Genomic DNA, 22,262 nt, shown 5'->3' on the forward strand with positions numbered 1-22,262 from the left:
ATTTACACAGTCGATTGCAAGAAATTATTTTTTGCGCGTGCAGAATGGTGCATCCGGATCTTTTTTGCAGAGATAAGATTTCATCTGAGCGTTTTCTTCTTTTAATGAAGCGATCTCACGATGAATAGTAGCGCTGTCATCAAACCATTTACGGTAAAAATCTTTGATGGCCTCAATGATGGGAGCGACGAGAGAAGCATAGTTTACCGTCAGTTTTTTCGTTTGTTTATTAACTGTCACCACTTCTGGTAAAACTTTTTGAACATCCTGAGCAATCACTCCGACCTGGCGGTCTTTGCTTTCTTTTTCATTAATCCAGTTGAATTTAACACCGTTAATATTGAGAATGATATCAAGTGGATTTGTAATAGCTGTAATGTTTTTCTTTAGCGACCTATCTGAACTGACATTAAATGCAGATGCATATACGGGAGCATAAGCAGAGTTTGTCCCGTTACCAACGTACAATCCCCCTGTCCCGGCCGACCAGTTGACATAGAAAGCCCCAGTTCCTGAAGCATCGACATGGAAATTGCCGGCGCCGTTAAGTTGACCGCCTTTAATCGAATTGATTCTTGCACTTCCATTCACATCTAAGCTGTATGAGGCACTCGGTGTTGGGTTATTAACCCCAACCACTCCAGAAAATGGATTTAAGAGTAATGGAGCTGCAGCAGTGTTGCCGGCCCTAAAGGCCTGAACCATTGAGGCTACATCTCCTGAAGCTCCATAAGTTCCAATGTAGGCTCCACTACCTGCAGAGGTAGAGTTAGAGAAATCATTGTTGTTCACTTGCAATAAAGTTTGCGCTCCTGACACACCCTGAACCTGGAGTCTTTGCAGAGGGGCACCAATAGATGTTCCGATTCCGACGTTACCGCTTTCATTAATAATCAGACGCTGGGCCCAGTTTGTATCTGAGGCTCCTCTTGTCGCCATGAGAATTTCAGCTGTCGGATTCGCTGCTGTAGAATTTGGTCCCGTCGCAAAACCTACGTAAGCCACTCCCTTATTCGTAGCACTTGAAGATGGAAGGGCCGCTGTCAGTGAACCAATTGAAGAACTTGCGACAGTAGATCCTGTACTCACAACTAAATGTGACTGTGAATGCTGAGCTGTCCCTGGATTATGAAGAGTTAAAACTCTATTAGTTCCACCGTGCTGATACGAAGAAGAAACACTAGTTCCGACACCAATATTACCGTTAGCTTCAATACGCATTCTTTCTGTTGCATCAGAAGAGCCATTGTTCGTATAGAATTCTAAATCGGCCGTCATTTGATTTGTCGCCGGTGCTCCAGTTGTTAAACTGGCAATGCGAGCTCCACGGATGTAGCTCGCGCCATCATATCCTTTAAAGCTAATGTGTCCAAGAGCATCTCCACTACTTAAAGCAGCAGGAGAACCTGGTGTTCCACGGTCTTTCTGGAAAAATAAATCTGGGGCCGCAGGACTATTTACACTGCGGGTTTGGCTAAAACCAGTTACACTTCCAACAATATCTAAATCAACAGTGGGATTTGATGTCCCAATCCCAACTCTCCCACTAGAGCGATAAATATTTGATCCTGATACTGTCCAGTCAATACCGCCACCAAGAAGCCCGAATGTTCTTCCCTCTGAAACAAGAGTTGAAATTGATTTCCCAGTACAAACTGCATTACCCGTAAATGCAGTGTTATCGTAAAAAGCTCCGGTAGTAGCATTAAAACGTATATAATGGCCGGCAGAAGCTTTTGAATAGTACTCAAGGTTTGATGCGCTCTCGCGAGTGTCATGGTAAAGGATTGAAGAATCAGATCCATTAGTACAGTAAATAGCGTCCGGCCATGAAGCGACCATTGATGCTGAAGCTGATCCCCATCCTGATGAGATCGTCTTACAATTGCTTCCAGCGCTATCACAAATCTGAGTTGCGCGAATAGTTCCGTTTACATCAAGAGTTGAGTTAGGTGATGTCGTTCCAATCCCCACATTGCCCGTATTAAAATAAATATTGCTCGATGATTTTGCCCACACTCCATTGCCACTGATGGCATTATCCACGTAGGTTTTATTAGCTGCATCTGATCCTGCAATCGGTGAGCTCAACCCAGTGATCGCTGCGGCCGTAATTGTCTGAGTTAAATTGGTCTGATCTGCCTTAGACGAAAGCGACGTTGTGTGCGCTGAAAGTTGTCCTTGAGCTTTATTAAATCCTTGGAGAATTGTATCTGTTGCTGCGATGACAGAATTAGTTGCACTAAAACCTGTCAACGGAGTCGCCAGGACTCTTGCTTGCGTGAAATAGAGATTTGTATTCTCAGTGACCACACTCGTATCAAGTGTCGCCCATGTTTTATCACCTCTATAATACTGAGTTGAAGTACCTGCTGTGATGGTTGCTTGTTTAGCGTCTAACTGAGTTTGAATTGGAGATGTCACTCCATTCACATAACCAAGCTCAGTCGCGGTTGTTGCAACTGTTGTCAGTGCCCCACTGCCGTCAGTGGCCACAGCTCTGCTAACAGTCCCTGTGAATGCACCAGCTCCAGTTGCATCAGTCACACATGAAAAGCTTGTTCCATCTGATTTTAAAACCTGTCCAGCAGAACAGTTAGGGAGTGCTGACTTAGCAAAGGCCTGCACTGAAGTATCAGCAGAATCTACCCACGAAAGTACGCCTGAGCCATTTGTTTGCAGAACTTGGTTGGCACTTCCTGCAGTAGCGGGGAAAGTTAAAACATAAGTAGATGTCACGGTCGATGGAGCTTTAAACTCCACGTAATTAACACCATTATCCTTTAATCTTAAATTACCAGTTATGCGAGCATTCCCTACGACATCAAGTCTTTCGACCGGTGAAGCAGTCCCTGCTCCCAAGTAACCTTCAGTAACAGCGACATTATTGGGAAAGTTAATCGTTTTCGTATTCCCAGGAGAGGCATCAATTTGAACAAAGTTAGGTTGTCCTCCAACGGTCGCCCCACCAGAGTAATACTGCCCAGGAATAATTCTTAACGATGCAGAGTTTGCTGAAATTTGTGCCGTTCCAGTTACCTCAAGTGTATAAAATGGTGCTGAAGTACCTCCAATTCTAACTTTTGAATTGCGATAGATATCACTTCCAGTTAGCGTCCACTTACTTCCACTAGCGGCAAGAGCATCATCGACATATCCTTTATTGGCCACATCATCATCGTTGGTTGGATCAGGAACTCCTGAGATTGTTCCAACTATTAATGTCCCACCGGATAAACTCAGCTTATTTGCTAAAGCATCGTAGACCGCATTCTGAGAAGGAGCGACATCAGTTGTTCCATCGTTTATAGCATCTGCGACCGCTGCAGATTTCGCTCTGGCCGCTGTAAAATACAGATTAGTATTTTCCGAAACGATGCTCGTATCAAGTGTCGCCCAAGTTTTGTCTCCTCTATAATACTGAGACGAGGTTCCCGCTGCGATACTTGCTTGTTTAGCGTCTAACTGAGTTTGAATCGATGATGTCACCCCTGAAACGTAACCTAATTCTACTGCTGTCGTTGCAGACGTTGTTAAAGCTCCAGAACCATCAGTTGCTACAGCTCGGTTATTAGTTCCAGTAAATGAACCTGCACCTGTAGCATCAGTCACACACGAAAAGCTTGTTCCATTAGATTTTAAAACTTCACCAGCACTACAGTTTGGTAAAGCTGACTTGGCAAATGACTGCACACTGGCATCATTCATTGCCACCCAAGAGAGAATTCCAGTTCCGTCTGTTTTTAAGACGTAATTATTCGTTCCTGCTGTTGAAGGAAGAGTTAAGGTATAAGTAGATGTCACTGTCGATGGAGCTTTGATCTCAACATGATTAGTTCCACTATCTTTAAGAAGAAGCATTTTATCAATCGTGACGTTACCGGCGCTATAAGAGATATCATTTCCAGTTTTCGTCCATTGACCGTTAGCTTTCAAATCCGTGATTTGATATTGCAGTTTTCCTGCCGCTGAAAGCACTGTATCTGTCGCTGCAATCGGCCCTGCCGCTCCTGTATTAAGACCAGTTAAAGCAGTGGCGCGAACCCTTGCTTCAGTAAAATAAAGAGCTGAACCTTCTGGCACATCATCTGTATCTAAAGATGGAACAGCTGCTGCGATGGCCGAATCCACATAAGACTTATTTGCTACATCACTTGGGTTTACCGGTGATGGAACACCTGTGATCGTCCCCACTGATAGAGTCCCACCTGTTGTATTAAGTTTTGTTGCCAGAGCATCGTAAACTGCATTTCCATCTGGGGCATGAGTTGTGTCACCATCCGTGATTGTAGTCGTAAGCACCGATGTCGCAGAAGGAAGTCCTGAAATTTTAGCTGCAGGGATATCTCCATTGGCAATATTGAGTTTCGCGTATGGTATTGAGCCGTTTGGAATGTTTAGTTTTGAATAATCAATCGCCGCCGTCGCAGAAATATCTGCATTAACGATTGTTCCGTCTGTAATTTGTGAACTGCTAATTGTTCCAGTGATTTTGCTTGCTGAAACAGTATCGATTTTTGCATCTGTTACTGCGCCATTAGCGATTTCTGCTGAAGTAACCGAGCCTGCTCCTCCTCCTGAAAGATCATCTCCTGCCACCCATTTTGTTCCGTTGTACTTTAAAACCTTTCCAGCTACAGGAGCGATTGTTAAATCAACATCAAAAAGTTTATCAAGATTATAATCACCCTCTGTTGCGACAACGGCCCCAACTCTTCCAAAAACTGTAGTGATCGCATTTGAATTGTTGATTCGATCATAACCTGTTCCGTTCCAAACGATCCAGTCCCCAACAGCGTAAGGAGAATTTGCTTCACTGACAATGTAGTAATCCCCAGCAGAAGCACCTGTTGGCTCAGGATCATTGGCGTCCCATGCCCCCTGATAAGAAAGTCCATTGATGGATCTAGGTTTCCATTTTCCTGAAGCCTGGTCATACGACAGGACATCTTTATCTTGGACAGGAATAGAGCAATTAAACCCGTGACCATTCAATGTAGAGTTACAAAGAGAAAAATCAATTGGAAATGTGGCCGCGGCTTGAGCATCTGACAGAATCAGGTTGAAAATTTTTGAAACATCAAATGAAAAAGCACTCACACTGTTGGCGATAATTTGCGTTGCCGTTTGAGATTCAATCGTAAAGTTTTGATTGAGTGAATTGCCACTGACTTTCACATCAGACACACCACTTAAACCCGTCCCCGTAATGACCAATTGGTTGTTAATAACTTGAACTGAAGAAACAGTTGCACTAGAAATATTTGACGGTGAAGTTGAAGAGGGTGCGACTTTTCTTTTGATATTAATCGCAATTTTCCCCTGATCCACAAAACAACTTGTGAGCGATAAAAGCATGAATGTGAAGAGGACAATTATTTTCATTAAGTACTCAGTTTAAACAAACCTTCACTTAACTCTTTTCGTCCTTTAAATAGCACTTAGTTAGGAATTCGCCCCGGCATAAACTTCGGCAAAAAGTGCCTTTTATGAGAGGGATAACCTAGAGATGATTTTATAAAAAATCCTATTAAAATTAGTTAATATGAAGACATTTTTAACTGTAATTTTCGCAAGTTTAACTCTTATTTCTTTTATAACAGACTCATTTGCTCAATCAAATGAAGGACCGACGGTCTACATGATTAAAGGCAAGGAGTCACTCGACAGCATCGCCAATAAGCTCGTTTCTCGCTACAAAGAGAAATACGGCAAGCGCATTGATGAGTTCAAAAAAGACCTGATGGTATGGAACCCACACATCACAACATGGAATGAAATCCCGCTTTTTAGCAATATTTATATCGAATACCCTTACCCTGTTTATGTCTCTCATCCGTATGCTGAAAAACTTCAGGCAGAAAGAAATTACAACGTTCTTAACTCAGATGCAGAAACACCAATTGGAACTAATAAGTTTACTGTCTTCACGATGTACACAGCTTCTGCTGGTGATTTTCAAGAACAACTAACAACGCAAGAAGGGAGCATAAAGAGTACGCAAAATTCTCCTCTTTCGCTTGGACTGGGAACGACAATTTTCCTGGATAAAACCAATCGCATGATCAGTTCAAGTGCTTACTGGTCTCACTTTCGCGAATCAAAATTGAGCGGAGATGGAGTTACTTCAAACAAACTAAAGACCAAAGACGAGATCGGCTATAATTTATATTACCAACAACTCACGCCTTGGGCCGGAATTTCTTTTTACGGTGGAATGGATTACGAACAGTTTTCTACTTTTAACACAACATCTTTCATCAATGGTGCGCCATTGGGTATGAATCAAAATAAGATCTATTATGGTACTATTGGGGCGGGAAAAACATTCTTTTTGGGCGATCAAAAAATCCTAATAAAAGGAAGCTTTGCTCAATCAATTAAATCTGACACAACTTCAGAAAATACTATTGATAAATTCGAAGGACAGCGCCTATTATTGTTCGCAAGTATTAAGGGTGAAAGTCGTTTCACTTACCACATCCTATACAAACGCCATATGCTTGAAGGTCCAACCAAATTAACCGTCAACCGCATTGGTGCCGGTATTGGGTTTGTGCTTTTTTAAGGAATTTTTATGGCTAAAATCTGGTTTCACGATGTCGATTTAGATCGCATGAATAAAATGAGTCAAAAAACTCTAGTCACTCATCTAGGGATTCAATTAACTAACATGACGGAAGACACTCTTGAAGGCACTATGCCGGTTGATGAACGAACGTTTCAGCCAGCAAGACTTCTGCACGGTGGAGCTTCTTGTGTTCTTGCTGAAACATTGGGAAGTATCGCGGCCAATATGTGTATCGATACCAATGAAAAAATGGCCGTAGGTCAGCACATTGAAGCGACTCACATCAGATCGGCGACAAAAGGTCATGTTCGTGGCGTTGCTAAAAACATTTACATGGGAAAAAGCACGCAAACCTGGCGCATTGAAATTTACAATGACGACAACAAACTTATCTGCGATTCGAAAATTATTATGGCAATCGTGAATAAGAGTTCTAAGACAACAGCTTAAAACCCTTTCATTTTTAAAAGATGATCGCGCGACTTTTGACTGATTTCTCTTCCGCGAGGAGTTCTCAGTAAAAAACCTTCTTTGAGAAGATAAGGTTCATACACGTCTTCAATCGTCGTGCGGTCTTCTGCGAGAGTGGCACACAGAGTTTCAATTCCAACAGGTCCACCTTTGTAATAATCTTCGATAACCTGAAGGATTTTTCTATCCATGCGATCAAGCCCGTAAGAATCAATCTCCATTAAAGAAAGTGATTTTGTAACAGACTCTTCTGAAATTTTTGTTTCGCCTTTAACTAAGGCGAAGTCGCGAACTCGTCTAAGAATGCGATTGGCGATCCTTGGCGTTCCACGTGCGCAGGCCGCAATCAATTGCAGCGCCTTTTGCTCAAGAACGATATTGAGTTTTTTAGCATTGTTTTCGACGATTTCAGCAAGCTCGTGCTCGTTGTAAAAGTCAAAATGCAAATGGGCCATGAAACGGTCGCGAAGTGGGTTTGATAAAAGACCCGATCTTGTTGTCGCTCCAATTAAAGTAAAAGGTGCCACTTGAATTTGCATTGTGCGCGCTGAAGGTCCCTGACCGATAACGATATCAAGTCTGTAATCTTCCATGGCGGAATAAAGAATTTCCTCCACCGAAATATGCATGCGGTGAATTTCGTCGATAAAAAGAACATCGCGAGGGCCTAGGTTGGTTAAGATGGCCGCAAGGTCACCTTTTTTTTCAATCGCCGGACCTGAAATCACATGCAGTTCACTGCCAATAGATTTAGCAATGATCATCGCAAGAGAAGTCTTTCCTAACCCCGGAGGGCCGGATAAAAGCGCGTGATCCATGGCTGAGTTTCTGATTTTTGCCGACTCAACCATGACGTCGATATTTTGCACAACTTTTTTCTGACCGACATACTCTGTGAAATCTGTAGGGCGAAGAAGCACTTCGTGCTTAAACTCCTCTGAATGAGATTCACTTCCTAACATGCGGTTGTTTTCGTCGTTTTCAAAAATCATAATTATAATTCTTTAAGAACCAGGTGAATTAACTGCTCTGGTTTTGTAATTAAGTTTGCACCAAGAATTTTCTGAGCGATTGGAATGATCTTATCTTCTTTAAAGCCCAGTTCTTTACAGGCCATTAAAGTGTCATTCATGATTTCGTGCTGGTTAATACTGCCAACTGAAACCACTTCTTCAATATAAGGAGTTTCTTCAATCGTTGTGAAATCAATTTTTGCAGATGGGGCCAGTCCGCCTCTGACAACTTTCGTTGAATCGCTATACATTTTTACGCGGTCGATTTTCCCTGCTAAATCCAGGACAATTTGCGCGGCACCTTTAGTCCCAAGACCTGGAACTTTGGTCAATGTGGCTTTTGCTTCCAGATTAACAGCGTTGATAATTTCATTTACACCCAAATTTGAAATCAGGTTGTATGCCGACTTAGGGCCAATGCCTTTAACTGTTAAAAGCATTTCGAAAAGTTTTTTAGCGCGAAGAGAAGAAAAACCAAAAAGTGTTTCAGAGTCTTCTTTAATGATGTGGGCGATATAAATGGCCGCAGATGTTCCTTCAACTAAAACTTTGTTGTAGAAAACCTGATATCCTACGCCACTAGTGGTCTGAATGATCGACTCATTCCCGTCACTAAAAAGAACTTCTCCAGTCAAAAAACCAATCATAGTGATTTCCCCATAAGTTTCATTTTCATATTGCGATTAAGCGCATGGCATACGGCAATCGCCAGCGCATCCGATTCATCCGATGTTTTGAAAGTCATTTTCCCAAACATCATATTCATCGCCTTATCTACAGCGTCTTTATCAGCATGGCCGTGACCAGTTACTGAAGACTTCACTGTGTTTGGCGCATACTCGAAAATTTTTCCTTTGCGAGTGCGTGAGAACGCTGCCACCATCGCACCTCTTGCTTGTGCAAGTTTACTTAGGGCCTCGACACTTTTTACATAAATTAAGGCTTCAACCGAAACTTCATCCGGTTGATATTTTGTCATCAGCTCATCACAAGTCTGATAGATCATTCCCAAGCGGTCGATAAATTCATCGACATGGTCGTATTTGAGCACACCTGAGGCAATATAAGAAATCTTTTTTCCCTGTACGTCGATCAGCGCATATCCGGCCTTTCTTGATCCAGGGTCGATTCCAAGAATAATCACTTAGCACCTCTGCCTTTCACAAAAGTTCCGACATAGAACATAAGTGAGCCACCAATTAACTGGATAAGTTCAAGCTGACCGTAATCGCCCTTCGTCATCCCTGCAAAAAGACACAGCCCAACAGAGGCAAAACCAACTAACTGCATCCCAAGACCAATATAAAACAACATAAGAAATCCTCGATAATTAAATCATACTTAAGGTTTTTTTCTTTGTAAAAATATCTCTAACTGAGTATCATTCTTCGCATGAGTCAAATCCTCCACTCGGCTTCAGTTAAAAAACTGATCACTAAAGGTCTTAAAGCGGAATGCAAGGCCTTAAAGGAAAAAAATATTTTTCCTCAGTTGAAAGTCGTCCTCGTAGGTTCAGATCCAGCAAGTCTTATTTACACCGCTAACAAGAAAAAATACTGTGAGAAAATCGGTGCACTTTGTGAAATCGTCGCACTTGATGAGCACATTTCTGAAAGCGATTTCCTAAAAACAATCACTCAAATCAACGAAGATCAATTAGTCGACGGCTGTATTATTCAGCTGCCGCTACCTAAACAATTATCGCACTTAGATGTAGGTCGCCTGGTAAAAAAGGAAAAAGACGTTGATGGTTTTCACCCTGAAAATTTATACGCTTTAATGAGTAATCATTTAGGATCAAAGAATTTCATTTCGTGTACGCCAAAAGGAATTCTTACACTGATGCAAGAAAGCCAGATCGAAATTAGCGGAAAACATGTAGTTATCGTTGGTCGCAGTATGATTGTTGGAAAACCTCTCGCAATGCTTCTGACTAACAACAATGCCACTGTCACTTTGTGCCATTCGCACACAAAAAATTTAAGAGAGATCACTAAAAACTGTGACATTCTCATTAGCGCCATTGGTAAAGCACAATTTATTGATGAAACGTACATCTCTCCTGACAAAAATCAAGTTATTATCGACGTTGGAATGAACACTGACACTCAAGGCCAGTTATGCGGCGATGTTCATTACGCAAAAGTTGAAAATCTCGTCTCAGCAATCACTCCTGTCCCGGGCGGAGTTGGTCCAATGACCATTGTTTCTTTAGCGCAAAACCTTTTACAAGCTAGCAAAAACAGGTTATCTCTTTAGCACTCTTTTTTCATAGGGGATGACCATGTCACTATTAAAAACTTCATTGCATGAAGAACACCTTTCATTGAATGCGAAGATGGCTCCGTTTGCCGGATTCGATATGCCTCTACAATACTCTTCAGTTAAAGAAGAAGTTTTAGCGGTTAGAGAACACGCAGGTGTTTTCGACGTTAGTCACATGGGTGAATTTTTCGTTTCAGGTCCGGATGCTGTTGCATTCGTCGATAACTTAATCACCAACGATTTTAAAAACGCAGAAATGCACAAAGCTGTTTACTCGCCACTTTGCCGTGAAGATGGAACAGTCATTGACGATCTTATCGCCTATAAATTAGGTGATGAGCGCGTTCTTATTTGTGTAAACGCTTCGAATATTGAAAAAGACTGGAATTGGATCAGCTCTAAAACCGGATCTTTTAACTGCACGCTTTCAAATCTTTCGAATGAATTTTCACTTCTAGCTCTTCAAGGGCCAAAGGCTGAATTAATTCTTCGCGATTTCGGTATTAAACTTCCGGAAAGCTTTCCGTACTACTCAATCCTGGAAACAACTCACGAAGGTGAAAAAATCATCGTGGCAAGGACAGGATACACAGGAGAAGATGGGTTTGAAGTTTTCTCAAGTCACGAATACGCAAAAAGACTTTGGAACAAACTTATTTTCAACGGTGTAAAACCATGTGGACTAGCAGCAAGAGACGTTCTTCGCGTTGAAGTTTGTTACCCACTATACGGACATGAAATCAGCGACAACGTCACTCCATTAGATTCAGGACTTGGATGGACAGTGAAGCTGACAAAGCCAAACTTCATCGGAAAAGCGGCCCTTGAAGCATACAAACCAAAATACCAACTCGTTAAACTTTCACTTGATCGCGGGATTCCTCGCGAAGGCTACGATGTTTTAAACGGCGAAGGCGAAAAAATCGGAACTGTAACATCGGGAACAATGTCAGTTGTAACTGGAAAAGGTGTCGCGCTTGCCCTTGTTGAAAAAGCAAAGGCTCCACAAGATAAAAAATACTCAATCAATATCAGAAATACTAACTATGAAGCGAACTTTCACGCGAAAGCTTTCGTAACCGGAGGACATAAGTAATGAGCAACAACGTACCATCAGAACTGAAGTACACAAAAGACCACGAATGGGCAAAGATCGAAGGCGATATTGCAACTATCGGGATCACTGATTTCGCTCAATCATCTCTTGGGGACATCGTTTTCGTTGAACTTCCAGAAAACGGAAAAACTCTTGGTCACCACCAAACATTTGGTGTTGTTGAATCAATCAAGTCTGTAAGTGATCTTTACTCTCCACTTGCAGGAACTGTTCTTGAGCGCAACGACAACCTAGTTAACTCTCCAGAGCTTTGTAATGCTGAACCTTACGGAAACGCATGGATGATCAAACTAAAACTTTCTAACCCATCTGAAGTCAATTCTCTACTTTCAGCATCTGACTACGAAAATTTCCTTTCAACGCTATAATTTTTTTTTAATTTCAATTTTTCGATAACTTATAAAATGGGCACCTGCAAAGGTGCTCATTTTTAAGCCTTTTCCCTGCGAAAAATTTAAATAATCCTTAATTTTCCCGCACTTTTTGTCTCATTTTTTTTACATACTCTCATTGCTTTATTAGAAAAAATTTTTGTTTAAAAAAATCTTTACGAAAGAATGTATTCACTCCATACTTCTGATCTCACAAGAACGAACCGTAAATAAAACGAATGGGATTCATTACTTTATGATGTCTGAAAAACAGGACGCAATTCAGCTTCTCAATACTGCTGTTATTAAGAGCAAAGAAAAAAGAATCAACGCTAGTTATGAAGATAGGTTAGCTAAAATTTGTAACTCGCCTGTTATGAGTGCAATTTTAATCGCTGTTGATCACCTTGCCGAAGAAGAAAAAATGTCTAAAGACCAAGCAGCGATTTCAATCGTTGAAACTGTTAGAGAACTAGACTCTATCTGGAATGACTACGTACTAATGGAAGGAATCGGAAAACTAAAAGACCTTCTAAAAAACAACATGCACTAATTTGTATTTTTCCCTCTCCCTAGTAATCCTTCAAAATCGTTAGAAGGTGTCAGATACTAGGCGACGAGGATCTGAGGAAGGAAACGTACGTCTGTACGTTGACGCCCGAAGAACGCAGGCAACGACGTAGATGATGCCTTATAACGATTTTAACTCTTAACCACGAATCCCCATTGAATTGTGGCCCTGCCACCAACAAGCAAACCTTTCGGAGGGTTTGGAAAAGGGCCGGCTTTATTAAAGGACTCGATCGCAGCTTGATCGAGTTCTCTTACTCCCGACGTTCCTTCAATCTGCATATCTACAATTTGCCCTTTATCATTCAACGTAACAGACACTGACGTAATTAAGTTTTCACTCGCTGGCATTCTCCTGCCTGAGCGGTAAAGGTTTTTAGCTTTATCTTTAATTGATGTTCCCCAGTGCTGCTCTAGCTTCTGGCGGATGCGGTGATAGAATCCATAATACTTAAACTCTGTCGTATTCAGGTTTGTCATATCTCCAAGAGGGACGTCTTCGACGAAGTCACTGTTTTGAGCAAGGCCATTTTTGCCAAGCTGTCCTTTATCAACGCCAAGAGCGCCTGCACGGGCCTCTTCATCCATCTTCTTTTTCATCTCTTGTAGAGTTTCCTGCGCTTGATTTTGCATTTTCTCTACTTCGGCCATTTTAAATCCGCCTAGATCACTTAGAGAAAGAGCTTTTTTGAGAGCTTTTGGACGGCTTTCCGCCATCTTTTTTGGTAGTGGACGAGATTTCGGTTCTGTTTGAGCTAGAGTTGATTCTGAGCCCGATTTTTTCCCTAATCCCGCTTCTTTAAAAGCGCCATTTCTTGCGGCCATTGTCTGGCGGTCAAAAGTCTGGTCTTTCTCACCCAGAAAACGCGAATTAGCAGGCCTCTCATTTTTACCTGATGTTTCATTGGCAACAACTTGTCTATTGCGCGCATCTTTAATGGCCTGAAGCTGTTTTGGGGAGATGAATTTAATGGAGTCTAACTTGATGCTATTTTTCTTTTCAGTGAATGCCACTTGCTGAGGCATAGAGAATGAAATTGGTGGGGCGATTTTCTTCACAGCGAAGGCAAAAAAGCCAACATGGAGAATCAAAGAAAAGACTAACGAATAAGAAATTTTCTGGCCGTCTTTTATTAAGATTTTCATATTTTCATCCCTAATCCACAAACCTTCGCGTCCAATTGCAAAAGTCGTCTTATGAGTATCGGAAAAGAGAGGGAAAAGATTGAGCTGAGATTCGGCACTCAGCTCATTACTTTAATACTTTAGTCACTTATTGATTTTCGAAGTATTCGTCATCGCCAAGTGGTCTGGTTTTTTGAGCTGTCCCAGTTCCATCTTCCACTGGAGTATCAGGTGCTTCCGCAAATGATTCCAAAATGGCCCCTGGGCTATTAGGTGCAACTTTTCTACCAGTCTGTTTATCAACCCATGCTTGAGTAATTCCGGCAGGAACTTCAAAAGGCTCATCACCATACTTGCGTACAGTTGCCTTCATGTATTCAGTCCACATATTAACTGGAGCACGTCCTCCAGTTTCGCCGTATCCAAGAGTTTTGTTGTCATCAAATCCAGTCCATACTGCAGCTACAACATTTGAAGTGTAGCCCACAAACCATGCGTCGATATAATCGTTTGTTGTTCCTGTTTTACCAGCAACGTTTGCCCCAACAGCTCTGGCCGCTCCCCCTGTACCGCTGGTCACAACACCTCTAAGAAGTTGAGTCATCACGTAAGAAAGTCTCGGGTCATAAACTTGTTTTCCGGCCAGGTTTCTTGTGAATGGGTTTCCAGCGAGCGCTTCGTTTGTCGCTTCTTCATCAACACCTGCTGGAATTTTCATGTCTTTTTCCACTTCGTTGATGATGTATTTTTTCCCGTCGCGATCAACGACAGAAACGATTCCATGTGGAACCACGTAGCGTCCGCCATTGGCAAAAACAGCGTATGTGGTAACCATATCTCTTGGGCTTACGCCGAACGTTCCAAGCGCGATACTGAGGTTGTTTTCTAACTTGGCATTAAAGCCGATTCTCTCAGCGAACTTAAGAATTGTTCCAACACCTACTTTATCAGCGATTTTAATGGTCGGGATGTTTCTTGATTGCTCAAGCGACACACGCATTGTCACCGGCCCTTTATAATCCCCGTCGTAGTTCTTAGGTTTCCAGCTTGAAGCCGAGTCAAACCCTGGCATCGCCTCTGGAGTGTCCATAATAATCGTCGTCGGGTTGTATCCGTGCTCTAGTGCTGCTGCAAATAGGATTGGCTTAAATGAAGACCCAGGTTGTCTCTTTGCTTGAACAACGCGGTTAAACTTCGAGTGATTGTAGTTACTTCCCCCAACGTAGCTCAGGATATCACCTGTCTTAGCATCCATTGAGAAGATCGCTCCCTGCACTTCTGCCACTTGATCCAGGCGGCATAAGATATATTTTTGAGCGCGAGTTAGTGCTGCACTTTTTGATTTACTTAAAGCAGCTGTTCCTTCTTTGGTTAAATATTCAGCTACACCGACAGATTTTTTAACCATCTGAACGTGAACAAGGTCTCCCACTCTTAAAATAGTCGAAGGTTTTGTTACTTCCTGATAGTACGCTGTGTTTTCGTTGATACTTCTTTTGTGGGCCCACTTAAAGTAATCAAAAGGAATGATCCCACTTGATCCACCTAAAGAGACATAAACGACTCTGGCGGTATCATCAATCTTTGTAACGACTGCTTCATACTGAACATTCTCTTTTAGAACATTCGGAAGATTGTCTTTAGCATTTACACCTGGAACAAAGCTCTCATCTCCTGATGTTACACTCAGGCGGTTTTGCTCTTCTTCCATTTCATCGTATGCTTTTTCATCAAAATGAAACTCATAAACTTTGTCGTTATGCTCATTAAGCGTGAAATATGAAGACTTCTCTTTAAAAAGATTCATTCTCGATTTCTTTTCAAAAGTTACGAATTCATCACTTCCGATGTGAGCGAAAGGCCCTTTATATCCCTGGCGCTTGTCGATTTCTTTAATTCCGCGCTGGATTTGCTCTTCGGCCACTTTTTGCAGTTCCCAGTCAAGCGTGGTCTTAATTTTAAATCCATCAACCAGGAATGATTTTTCACCAACGACATCAACAACTTTTTGTCTTACCCATTCCGTGAAATAACCAGCTTTAAGTTCGTCTTCGCGCAGGCGGTAAATTGTTTTTTCTGCCACGGCTGCTTTGTAATCAGCATCGCTGATTTTTTTAAGCTTGTGCATACGCTCTAATACATAACCCTGGCGCATTTTAGCGGCGTGAGAGTTTACATAAGGAGAATATTTTCCAGGTGCAACCAGAAGACCCGCAAGCATGGCCGCTTCGGCCACAGTCACATCTTTAAGTTCTTTATTGTAATAACCGCGGGCCGCAGCCTTCACACCATAATACCCGCCCCCTAGGTAAACCTGGTTGAGGTACAAATAAAGAATTTCTTTTTTTGTTAGTTTCTCTTCGATTCTTTGAGCAAGAATAAAGTCTTTGAGTTTTCTGGTAATTGATCTCTCGGAACTTAGAAGCAGTGACTTCGCGACCTGCTGGGTAATCGTACTTCCCCCCTGAACAACACGACCTGCTTTAAAGTTAGCAAACATCGCACGGCTCAGTCCCCAGTAATCCACCCCTTTGTGCTCGAAGAATTTATCATCTTCAGCTGAAAGGAAAGCATCGATCACTCTTTGAGGAACATCTTTCATTTCAACGATTTCTCTTTTTTCCAATCCAAGCTCTGCCAGGATCACACCATCTTTAGAGATGATTTGTGAAGCTAGGTTTGGCTTATAATCTTGAAGTTTATCAATCTTTGGTAGGTCGAGATTAAAATAAGTAAAGGCAAGCGCCCCCGTCATTCCCGCTAGTAGTCCAACACCAAGTAGCGCGAAGACAATTTTTACAATCAAGCTCTTCATTCTCATTCCTTACAGGTAAATCCTTTTACTCAGATCTTGCGTTCGATGAAATTTTTTGTTGAATCAGTTTTTTTAGAGTTCCGGCCTGGCCCTCTACATATTCCTGAGTTTTTAATAAATAAAATGCTCCATTCTCAGTTGAGTCCAGACTCATTTTTGAAACCGGGATAGAATAGAAGTAATCGAATCCTTTTTTCTCACGGGCAATACGCCCTGAAACTCGGCCATAAACTCCGATAAGGAATTCATTTGAATCTTCAAAATCAAATTTTGAACCAAGAACGTCTGCTCCGATCGCAAAATCCGCCCCTAATCTCTTCATCAGTCCAGGGTTGAAAACTTCGTTTTCAAAAGCAGCTGTGTATTGGTTGCCTTTTTTTCTAGGGTCAACAGAGTTGCTCAACTTCAAATTCATCAGCAGTAGATCGCGGATATTTCCTTTGTCGAAATAATACGTCTTTTTAGTCTTTGAATTATAAAGAGTGATATAAAGCTTCTTCGTTGTGTCCTGAATATTTTTATTTTTTAGTTTATCTAAAAGAAGTGTATCAATTTCTTCCAGCCATTCAGCATCGTAAGGACGGTACTTTCTTTTTTCTTTAAAGTAGCGGTAAAAATTCCACTCAATTACTTCAGGGGTCATTCCGCTGGCGTACATCGCTGCCACCACGGCTCCAAATCCTGTTCCTGTTACAATTTGAGGTGAAAGGTTTTGTCTTTCTAAATATTTTAAAAGCGAGACATAGTTGATAGAGCGATAAAGGCCTGGGCCCAAACTAAGACCGATGCGCAGCTTTCTCGCTACACCCTGGCCGATTGTTGCCGAGTCTTCAACCGGAGTGAAAACGTCTCCACCTCTATCTCCCAAACGGACAGTTTCTTCATTCGGAATCAATTGAGGTGTTGCCCCTGACCCCACACCAATTTCTTCCGGAAGTCCCATATCTACTTGAGCAGGAACATTCGTTTGATTTGATGATGTTGTTGAGTTTGTTTTGCTAGTTGCAATCGGTTGCACCGATCCACAGGCAGCTAAAACAATTAAAAGGCAGCATAGGAGTAAACGATTCATTAAAGGTCTTCTTCTTTTAAGCTATCGGTTAATACCGCAATCTTTTTTTCAGCAACTGATAATTGGTCTTTGCACTCTTTATAGAGTTTAGTTCCAACCTCAAACTGCTCTAAACTTTGTTCGAGGGCCAGTTCGCCTGATTCTAGTTTGGATACTATATTTTCCAGCTCTTTGAGAGATTCTTCAAAAGATTTCTTTTTTGTCATAATCTGCCCCTTTATTTAACCGAGTCTTTTAAACCTGTATTATGTGTCAAAATCCCTACACTTACCGATCTAAAATTTCCTCATAATTAGCTTCATCTTTAATGGGTAAGATACATTATCAAGCACTTACTTGAAAGTCTTTTGAGAGGGACAATTTTACCTATGTAGGGATATTGGCACCTCGCACGTTATAGTTAACTTAATAGTCATCTCAAAACCGGAGGAAGCTTTTTGAGAGAACTTTGGGTGCCCCTATCAGGCGCAATTGCTCAACAGAGACAAGTTGAGACGATTGCTAATAACGTGGCCAATGCCAATACTCCTGGATTCAAAAAAGACCAAGTTGTCTTTAAAGAATATCTTGCTGCCCTTGAAAAGGGTGACCAGCAAGGCGTCGACCTTCCAGAAAAAGACTGGAAACCAGAAGACTTCTATAGAAGTTACAACGCCGAAGATTCTTTTGTTAAAGTCGATGGAACCTACACTCTTCATGAACAAGGTCAATTAACTCCAACCGGAAACTACTTTGATAACGCTCTTAACGGGCCGGGCTTCTACGAAGTCCTGACGCCTAATGGTGTTCGTTTTTCAAGAAAAGGCGCTTTCAGCATCAATGCTGATGGAAAGCTAGTGACGGACCAAGGCTTTCTCGTCCTGTCTAAAGATGCTCCCCCTATTGCTGGTGCTGACGGAAAAATGAATTTTGCTTCATCTCCCGAATCCCGTGCGATTACTGTTGGAAACGGAAAATTCTCTATCAGCCTTGAAGGCGAAGTATTTAACGGCGCTAATAAAGTAGCTGATATTGCCGTGACGGAATTCAATGACGTTCACGCGCTTAAAAAAGAAGGAAACTCTCTTTTTATCAATCCAGATCAACAAAACGTTAAAGTCGGCGATCTAAAGACCAGCATTCACCAGGGATTTGTAGAACAATCCAACGTCAATGCCGTGTCTGAAATGTCTAATCTGATCAATGCCAACCGCAACTTTGAATCGATCCAGAGAGTGATCAAGACCTACGACAACATGAGTTCAAAAGCAGTTAACGAGATATCTAAATTTTAATGGGGTGTGAGCTTTGAAAAAGAAAATGAGTAAATTATTTTTGATGATGTTAAGTTTAGCAACCATGTCTGAGGCGCAGGCCATGCTTAAGGCCCTACATACGGCCGCTTCGGGAATGAGTGCACAGGAAACCAACGTCAACACGATTTCAAACAACATCGCTAACGTCAACACGACAGGTTTTAAAAGAGGCCGTACGGAAATTGACGATCTAACATATGAAACAATCCAGGAAGCTGGAGCGAGATCCTCTTCATCGACAAACTACAACGTAGGAACTCAAGTTGGATCTGGAGCGAGAGTTTCAGCGGTAAGAAAAGAGTTCACTAACGGCTCTCCTCAAATCACAAACAACCCATTTGACCTGATGATTAACGGAGATGGATTCTTCGGTGTTATCATGCCAAACGGAGAATTAAAGTTCACTCGCGACGGATCGTTTAACGTGGATGCCCAAGGGACAATGGTGACAAAACAAGGATACAAACTTTATCCAGGTTTTAGTTTCCCACCTAACACTTCAAGTGTTTCGATTTCTGAAGATGGAAAAATGCAGGCCTTCACTAAAGGTGGAGCTGAGCCAACGGAAGTCGGACAAGTTCCTATCTTTACATTTGTTAACCCGGTTGGACTTAAGTCGACAGGGATGAACCTTTACCAAATCTCTCTTTCAAGCGGGCAGCCAGTTCAAGGGATTGCCGGAATGGATAATGCCGGGTCAATCATGCAAGGGGCGATTGAAACATCTAACGTCAGCCCAATGACTGAAATGACTGATCTTATCCGTGCTCAACGTGCTTACGAAATGAACTCGAAAGTTATGGGTGTGGCTGATCAGATGATGCAAACAATTAACAACATCAGATAAGAGATTTTAATGAAGTATTTGGCCTTTTTATTCACATTCTCGACTTTTGCAGCAGGCGCTTCTGAGTGCCAGATCGAGCTTTTTTCTAAAGTTTATCGCCTGCAAAAAGATCAGCCCCTAGTTTCGCGCGACATCGTTCGCGACTCTAACTGCTCTCCTGAGATCACAAATAAACTTGGTTCAATTGTTTCTAACTCAGAAGGAACTGTTGGTACAGATTTCTTAAGATCTGAGTTGCAAAAAGAATTCTCTGATATCTCTGTAACCTTCGTTAATAAAAAACTTTCTCTCCTGGATTTCAACTCTGCGATCAGAGACCAGCTTCTTCCAGAAAGTAATCTTCACTTCACTCAAGCAAGAAGCCTCAATGGTTTAAGCTCCCTGGGATTAGTTGAAGGCGAACAAATGCGCGCTGTCTGCGACGCCTGCCAGAGTTTCGGTGAAAAAAACATCAAGATCGATATCGCTAACGTTGTAGCTAATTCAACGAGAACTCTTTGGTTTGCTTCAAAAATCATGGCCAAAGTAAAAGTAGTTAAAGCAAAACGCAACCTAAGCTTTCAACAAAAAAACTTAGAGCCGGAAGATTTCTATTTCGATGAAGTTTTAACAATGACTCCAGATAATGCTTTAACAACTCTGGATAACATTCGTTTCTACAAATCAAACAAAACGATTCTGCAAAACGCTGTCGTCTCTAACTTAGACCTGCAGGCAGTAAACCTGGTGAATTACGGCACACCTGTAAACGTCACTCTTGTCAGCAACAGCATTGCCCTTCAAAAAATGGCCATGCCAATTCGCTCAGGACGTTTCGGTGAAACTATCGAACTTAAAGGACCAAACAATAAGAACATTGCTGGAAAAGTTGTGGACTATAACAAAGTGGTGATTGAACTATGAAAATGAGAAATGCGATTCTTTTATCTTCTTTAACTCTATTTGCTTCATGCTCATCGTTTATGGATGGTATGTACCGCGACCTTGACCGCCAGGAACGCGTTTACGCTGACGAAGAAGAACAAAATCAACCGTACCCAGATCAGTTCGATCAATACAGAAAAAATACGAAAAGAAGAACATCTTCTGTTTATAACAAGCCTGGAAGAAACCGTGGAGACACAGTTTCAACGGCAAACCAAAGAATGCTTAACCCAGAAGTTAAACGCCAGTACCAAGACGAGCGCGTAGCTCTAAAGCGTACAACTGCAAGTGACCTGACAGACAACGGCAACGATGGAAGTCTTTGGGGTAGTGCTGATCCAAACGCTTTCTTATTTGCCACTAGTAAAAGTAAAAGCTCTGGAGACATCATCCAGATCAATGTTTTAGCAAAACTTAGAAATGAAATCACGCTGGAACTAAAACGCGCCTTCCCGGATAACCCGTACGAAGCAAAACCTGCTGGGGATGAAAAGAAGTCCGATGCAGCAGCACCAGCTCCGACAACGGCAGCAGCTAAACCTGCGGACGCGGCAACTGATGCTAACTCTACAGATAAAATCTCAGGTGTAGTTGTTGAAGAAATCAACCGCGAGCACTTACTGATTAAAGGAAGAAAGAACGTTTTATATAAAAACAGAAAGAGAATGGTTGAAGTTCAGGCACTAGTCTCTAGAAAAGATATTACAGACGATGACGTTGTAAACTCTGACTCTATCATTGAATCAAACGTTTCTGTTGTGAGGTAATTAATGAAAGTATGTGCACTGGCCCTTACTCTACTTTTAACGACTCCAGTTTTTGCTGCTCCTTCAAGACTTAAGGACATCACAACTGTTAAGGGAGTTCGCGAAAACCCTGTCATCGGATACGGTCTGGTTATCGGTCTTAATGGCACTGGAGATGCTGGTGGCGAAATCACTAACTCTTCTCTTAAAAAGATGTTTGAGAAACTAGGTCTAAACCCTAAGTCTGAAATTACATCTAAAAACGTAGCAGCTGTTGTTGTTACGGGAAAGCTTCCTCCATTTGCCCGCGTAGGACAAAAAATTGACCTTGTCGTTTCAAGTATCGGAGACGCTTCTTCTCTTGCAGGTGGTACACTGCTGGTGACTCCACTTAAAGCTGGTGATGGGAATATTTATGCAGTGGCCAGCGGTCCCCTTTCAATTGGTGGATTAAAAAAAGGGGCCAAGTTTGCAACAACGGCCACACTTCCAAGTGGTGCAACAGTTGAGCGCGAAGTGATCACTGAATTTGAAAAGAAAAATTCGCTAAGACTAAGTCTTAATATTCCCGACTTTACAACTGCAGCCCGCGTGGAAAAAGTTATCAATGAAGAACTAGGTGGAAAATTTGCTTCGGCAAAGGACTCAACGACAATTGATTTGGTTGTCCCAAATCAGTACGAAAGAAATATTGTTCAGTTAATGGCAATCATCGAAAATTTCAAAGTAAACACTGACTCTGCTGCCAAGATTGTTATCAACGAAAGAACCGGAACTATCGTGGCCGGTGGAGACGTTATGGTAAAACCAGTGGCCATCAGCCACGGAGACCTGACAATCGAGGTTAAAGGCGAAGGCGATGCTAAGGCCGCTAAACCTGGTTCAGTCTATTACATGGAAAAAGGCACAACCCTGAGTGAATTAGTCAAAAGCTTAAATGCTTTTGGTGTAGCCCCAGAGGATTTGATCTCTATCTTTCAAACACTTAAACGAGACGGAGCTCTCGTAGGTGAAATTGAACTGATCTAAGGTCAGACTTTGTAAATTTTATATCTAGCTA

The 22,262-nt window shown here is 41.9% G+C and carries 20 protein-coding genes; 11 read left to right on the forward strand and 9 right to left on the reverse strand.

Going from position 1 to position 22,262, the window contains the following annotated elements; translation table 11 throughout:
- Nucleotides 1-24: 24 nt before the first annotated feature.
- Nucleotides 25-5,385: a tail fiber domain-containing protein gene (locus AC6JA8_RS18550; RefSeq protein WP_497975106.1), complete on the reverse strand. Its 5,361-nt coding sequence runs from the start codon at nt 5,383-5,385 to the stop codon at nt 25-27.
- Nucleotides 5,386-5,545: 160 nt separating this feature from the next.
- On the opposite strand from AC6JA8_RS18550, the gene AC6JA8_RS18555 reads away from it, so the two are divergent.
- Both AC6JA8_RS18555 and AC6JA8_RS18560 read left to right on the forward strand, forming a co-directional pair.
- Nucleotides 5,546-6,568 (forward strand): hypothetical protein, encoded by a 1,023-nt coding sequence (locus tag AC6JA8_RS18555; RefSeq protein ID WP_497975107.1) that lies wholly within the window; start codon nt 5,546-5,548, stop codon nt 6,566-6,568.
- A 9-nt stretch (nt 6,569-6,577) separates the two neighbouring features.
- Nucleotides 6,578-7,021, forward strand: a complete 444-nt coding sequence (locus AC6JA8_RS18560; protein ID WP_102245299.1) for a hotdog fold thioesterase — start codon at nt 6,578-6,580, stop codon at nt 7,019-7,021.
- Here AC6JA8_RS18560 and ruvB read toward each other — a convergent pair.
- Genes ruvB through AC6JA8_RS18580 form a run of 4 tightly spaced genes read right to left on the reverse strand, consistent with a single transcriptional unit; the run spans nt 7,018 to nt 9,369 of the window.
- Nucleotides 7,018-8,034: a Holliday junction branch migration DNA helicase RuvB gene (ruvB, locus tag AC6JA8_RS18565; protein ID WP_102245300.1), complete on the reverse strand. Its 1,017-nt coding sequence runs from the start codon at nt 8,032-8,034 to the stop codon at nt 7,018-7,020. The genes AC6JA8_RS18560 and ruvB overlap by 4 nt on opposite strands.
- A gap of 2 nt (nt 8,035-8,036) precedes the next feature.
- The gene (ruvA, locus tag AC6JA8_RS18570) at nt 8,037-8,702 is read right to left on the reverse strand and encodes a Holliday junction branch migration protein RuvA (RefSeq protein WP_497975108.1); all 666 of its coding nucleotides are present in this window, start codon (nt 8,700-8,702) and stop codon (nt 8,037-8,039) included.
- Complete coding sequence (gene ruvC / locus AC6JA8_RS18575; RefSeq protein WP_102245302.1) at nt 8,699-9,199, reverse strand: crossover junction endodeoxyribonuclease RuvC; 501 nt, start codon at nt 9,197-9,199, stop codon at nt 8,699-8,701. The genes ruvA and ruvC overlap by 4 nt, the downstream gene beginning before the upstream one ends.
- Complete coding sequence (locus AC6JA8_RS18580; RefSeq protein WP_158649747.1) at nt 9,196-9,369, reverse strand: hypothetical protein; 174 nt, start codon at nt 9,367-9,369, stop codon at nt 9,196-9,198. The genes ruvC and AC6JA8_RS18580 overlap by 4 nt, the downstream gene beginning before the upstream one ends.
- Before the next feature lie 78 nt (nt 9,370-9,447).
- Here AC6JA8_RS18580 and AC6JA8_RS18585 point away from each other — a divergent pair, with 78 nt between their 5' ends.
- From AC6JA8_RS18585 to AC6JA8_RS18600, 4 genes are all read left to right on the forward strand, one after another.
- On the forward strand, nt 9,448-10,314 hold the full coding sequence (locus tag AC6JA8_RS18585) for a bifunctional 5,10-methylenetetrahydrofolate dehydrogenase/5,10-methenyltetrahydrofolate cyclohydrolase (RefSeq protein ID WP_497975109.1): 867 nt from the start codon (nt 9,448-9,450) through the stop codon (nt 10,312-10,314).
- A 25-nt stretch (nt 10,315-10,339) separates the two neighbouring features.
- On the forward strand, nt 10,340-11,416 hold the full coding sequence (gene gcvT, locus AC6JA8_RS18590) for a glycine cleavage system aminomethyltransferase GcvT (RefSeq protein WP_497975110.1): 1,077 nt from the start codon (nt 10,340-10,342) through the stop codon (nt 11,414-11,416).
- Complete coding sequence (gene gcvH, locus AC6JA8_RS18595) at nt 11,416-11,805, forward strand: glycine cleavage system protein GcvH (protein ID WP_102245305.1); 390 nt, start codon at nt 11,416-11,418, stop codon at nt 11,803-11,805. Before gcvT ends, gcvH begins: the two co-directional genes overlap by 1 nt.
- Nucleotides 11,806-12,064: 259 nt before the next feature.
- Entirely contained in the window at nt 12,065-12,361 is a 297-nt protein-coding gene (locus AC6JA8_RS18600; protein WP_102245306.1) for a hypothetical protein, read from the forward strand.
- Nucleotides 12,362-12,510: 149 nt separating this feature from the next.
- Here AC6JA8_RS18600 and tolA read toward each other — a convergent pair whose 3' ends face one another.
- From tolA to AC6JA8_RS18620, 4 genes are all read right to left on the reverse strand, one after another.
- Nucleotides 12,511-13,524: a cell envelope integrity protein TolA gene (gene tolA, locus AC6JA8_RS18605; protein ID WP_497975111.1), complete on the reverse strand. Its 1,014-nt coding sequence runs from the start codon at nt 13,522-13,524 to the stop codon at nt 12,511-12,513.
- A 127-nt stretch (nt 13,525-13,651) separates the two neighbouring features.
- On the reverse strand, nt 13,652-16,318 hold the full coding sequence (locus tag AC6JA8_RS18610; protein WP_497975112.1) for a penicillin-binding protein 1A: 2,667 nt from the start codon (nt 16,316-16,318) through the stop codon (nt 13,652-13,654).
- Between the two features lie 25 nt (nt 16,319-16,343).
- Nucleotides 16,344-17,390: a patatin-like phospholipase family protein gene (locus AC6JA8_RS18615; RefSeq protein WP_497975113.1), complete on the reverse strand. Its 1,047-nt coding sequence runs from the start codon at nt 17,388-17,390 to the stop codon at nt 16,344-16,346.
- Nucleotides 17,390-17,596 (reverse strand): exodeoxyribonuclease VII small subunit, encoded by a 207-nt coding sequence (locus AC6JA8_RS18620; RefSeq protein ID WP_102245310.1) that lies wholly within the window; start codon nt 17,594-17,596, stop codon nt 17,390-17,392. The genes AC6JA8_RS18615 and AC6JA8_RS18620 overlap by 1 nt, the downstream gene beginning before the upstream one ends.
- A 231-nt stretch (nt 17,597-17,827) precedes the next feature.
- Here AC6JA8_RS18620 and AC6JA8_RS18625 point away from each other — a divergent pair, with 231 nt between their 5' ends.
- Genes AC6JA8_RS18625 through AC6JA8_RS18645 form a run of 5 tightly spaced genes read left to right on the forward strand, consistent with a single transcriptional unit; the run spans nt 17,828 to nt 22,231 of the window.
- The gene (locus AC6JA8_RS18625) at nt 17,828-18,664 is read left to right on the forward strand and encodes a flagellar hook-basal body protein (protein WP_497975114.1); all 837 of its coding nucleotides are present in this window, start codon (nt 17,828-17,830) and stop codon (nt 18,662-18,664) included.
- A gap of 25 nt (nt 18,665-18,689) precedes the next feature.
- Nucleotides 18,690-19,532, forward strand: a complete 843-nt coding sequence (flgG, locus tag AC6JA8_RS18630; RefSeq protein WP_497975115.1) for a flagellar basal-body rod protein FlgG — start codon at nt 18,690-18,692, stop codon at nt 19,530-19,532.
- A 9-nt stretch (nt 19,533-19,541) separates the two neighbouring features.
- Nucleotides 19,542-20,435: a flagella basal body P-ring formation protein FlgA gene (locus tag AC6JA8_RS18635; RefSeq protein ID WP_497975116.1), complete on the forward strand. Its 894-nt coding sequence runs from the start codon at nt 19,542-19,544 to the stop codon at nt 20,433-20,435.
- A complete protein-coding gene (locus AC6JA8_RS18640; RefSeq protein ID WP_497975117.1) occupies nt 20,432-21,223 on the forward strand; it encodes a flagellar basal body L-ring protein FlgH in 792 nt (263 codons plus the stop codon). The genes AC6JA8_RS18635 and AC6JA8_RS18640 overlap by 4 nt, the downstream gene beginning before the upstream one ends.
- A gap of 3 nt (nt 21,224-21,226) precedes the next feature.
- Nucleotides 21,227-22,231, forward strand: coding sequence for a flagellar basal body P-ring protein FlgI (locus AC6JA8_RS18645; RefSeq protein ID WP_102245314.1), 1,005 nt, complete (start codon nt 21,227-21,229; stop codon nt 22,229-22,231).
- Nucleotides 22,232-22,262: the final 31 nt, after the last annotated feature.

Source organism: Bacteriovorax sp. HI3, from assembly GCF_059738875.1.

Coding starts and splice junctions, on each gene's coding strand:
- AC6JA8_RS18550 (WP_497975106.1), bottom strand. CDS start 5,385: ATGAAAATAATTGTCCTCTTCACATTCATGCTTTTATCGCTCACAAGT.
- AC6JA8_RS18555 (WP_497975107.1), top strand. CDS start 5,546: ATGAAGACATTTTTAACTGTAATTTTCGCAAGTTTAACTCTTATTTCT.
- AC6JA8_RS18560 (WP_102245299.1), top strand. CDS start 6,578: ATGGCTAAAATCTGGTTTCACGATGTCGATTTAGATCGCATGAATAAA.
- ruvB (WP_102245300.1), bottom strand. CDS start 8,034: ATGATTTTTGAAAACGACGAAAACAACCGCATGTTAGGAAGTGAATCT.
- ruvA (WP_497975108.1), bottom strand. CDS start 8,702: ATGATTGGTTTTTTGACTGGAGAAGTTCTTTTTAGTGACGGGAATGAG.
- AC6JA8_RS18580 (WP_158649747.1), bottom strand. CDS start 9,369: ATGTTGTTTTATATTGGTCTTGGGATGCAGTTAGTTGGTTTTGCCTCT.
- AC6JA8_RS18585 (WP_497975109.1), top strand. CDS start 9,448: ATGAGTCAAATCCTCCACTCGGCTTCAGTTAAAAAACTGATCACTAAA.
- gcvT (WP_497975110.1), top strand. CDS start 10,340: ATGTCACTATTAAAAACTTCATTGCATGAAGAACACCTTTCATTGAAT.
- gcvH (WP_102245305.1), top strand. CDS start 11,416: ATGAGCAACAACGTACCATCAGAACTGAAGTACACAAAAGACCACGAA.
- AC6JA8_RS18600 (WP_102245306.1), top strand. CDS start 12,065: ATGATGTCTGAAAAACAGGACGCAATTCAGCTTCTCAATACTGCTGTT.
- tolA (WP_497975111.1), bottom strand. CDS start 13,524: ATGAAAATCTTAATAAAAGACGGCCAGAAAATTTCTTATTCGTTAGTC.
- AC6JA8_RS18610 (WP_497975112.1), bottom strand. CDS start 16,318: ATGAAGAGCTTGATTGTAAAAATTGTCTTCGCGCTACTTGGTGTTGGA.
- AC6JA8_RS18615 (WP_497975113.1), bottom strand. CDS start 17,390: ATGAATCGTTTACTCCTATGCTGCCTTTTAATTGTTTTAGCTGCCTGT.
- AC6JA8_RS18620 (WP_102245310.1), bottom strand. CDS start 17,596: ATGACAAAAAAGAAATCTTTTGAAGAATCTCTCAAAGAGCTGGAAAAT.
- flgG (WP_497975115.1), top strand. CDS start 18,690: ATGAGTAAATTATTTTTGATGATGTTAAGTTTAGCAACCATGTCTGAG.
- AC6JA8_RS18635 (WP_497975116.1), top strand. CDS start 19,542: ATGAAGTATTTGGCCTTTTTATTCACATTCTCGACTTTTGCAGCAGGC.
- AC6JA8_RS18640 (WP_497975117.1), top strand. CDS start 20,432: ATGAAAATGAGAAATGCGATTCTTTTATCTTCTTTAACTCTATTTGCT.
- AC6JA8_RS18645 (WP_102245314.1), top strand. CDS start 21,227: ATGAAAGTATGTGCACTGGCCCTTACTCTACTTTTAACGACTCCAGTT.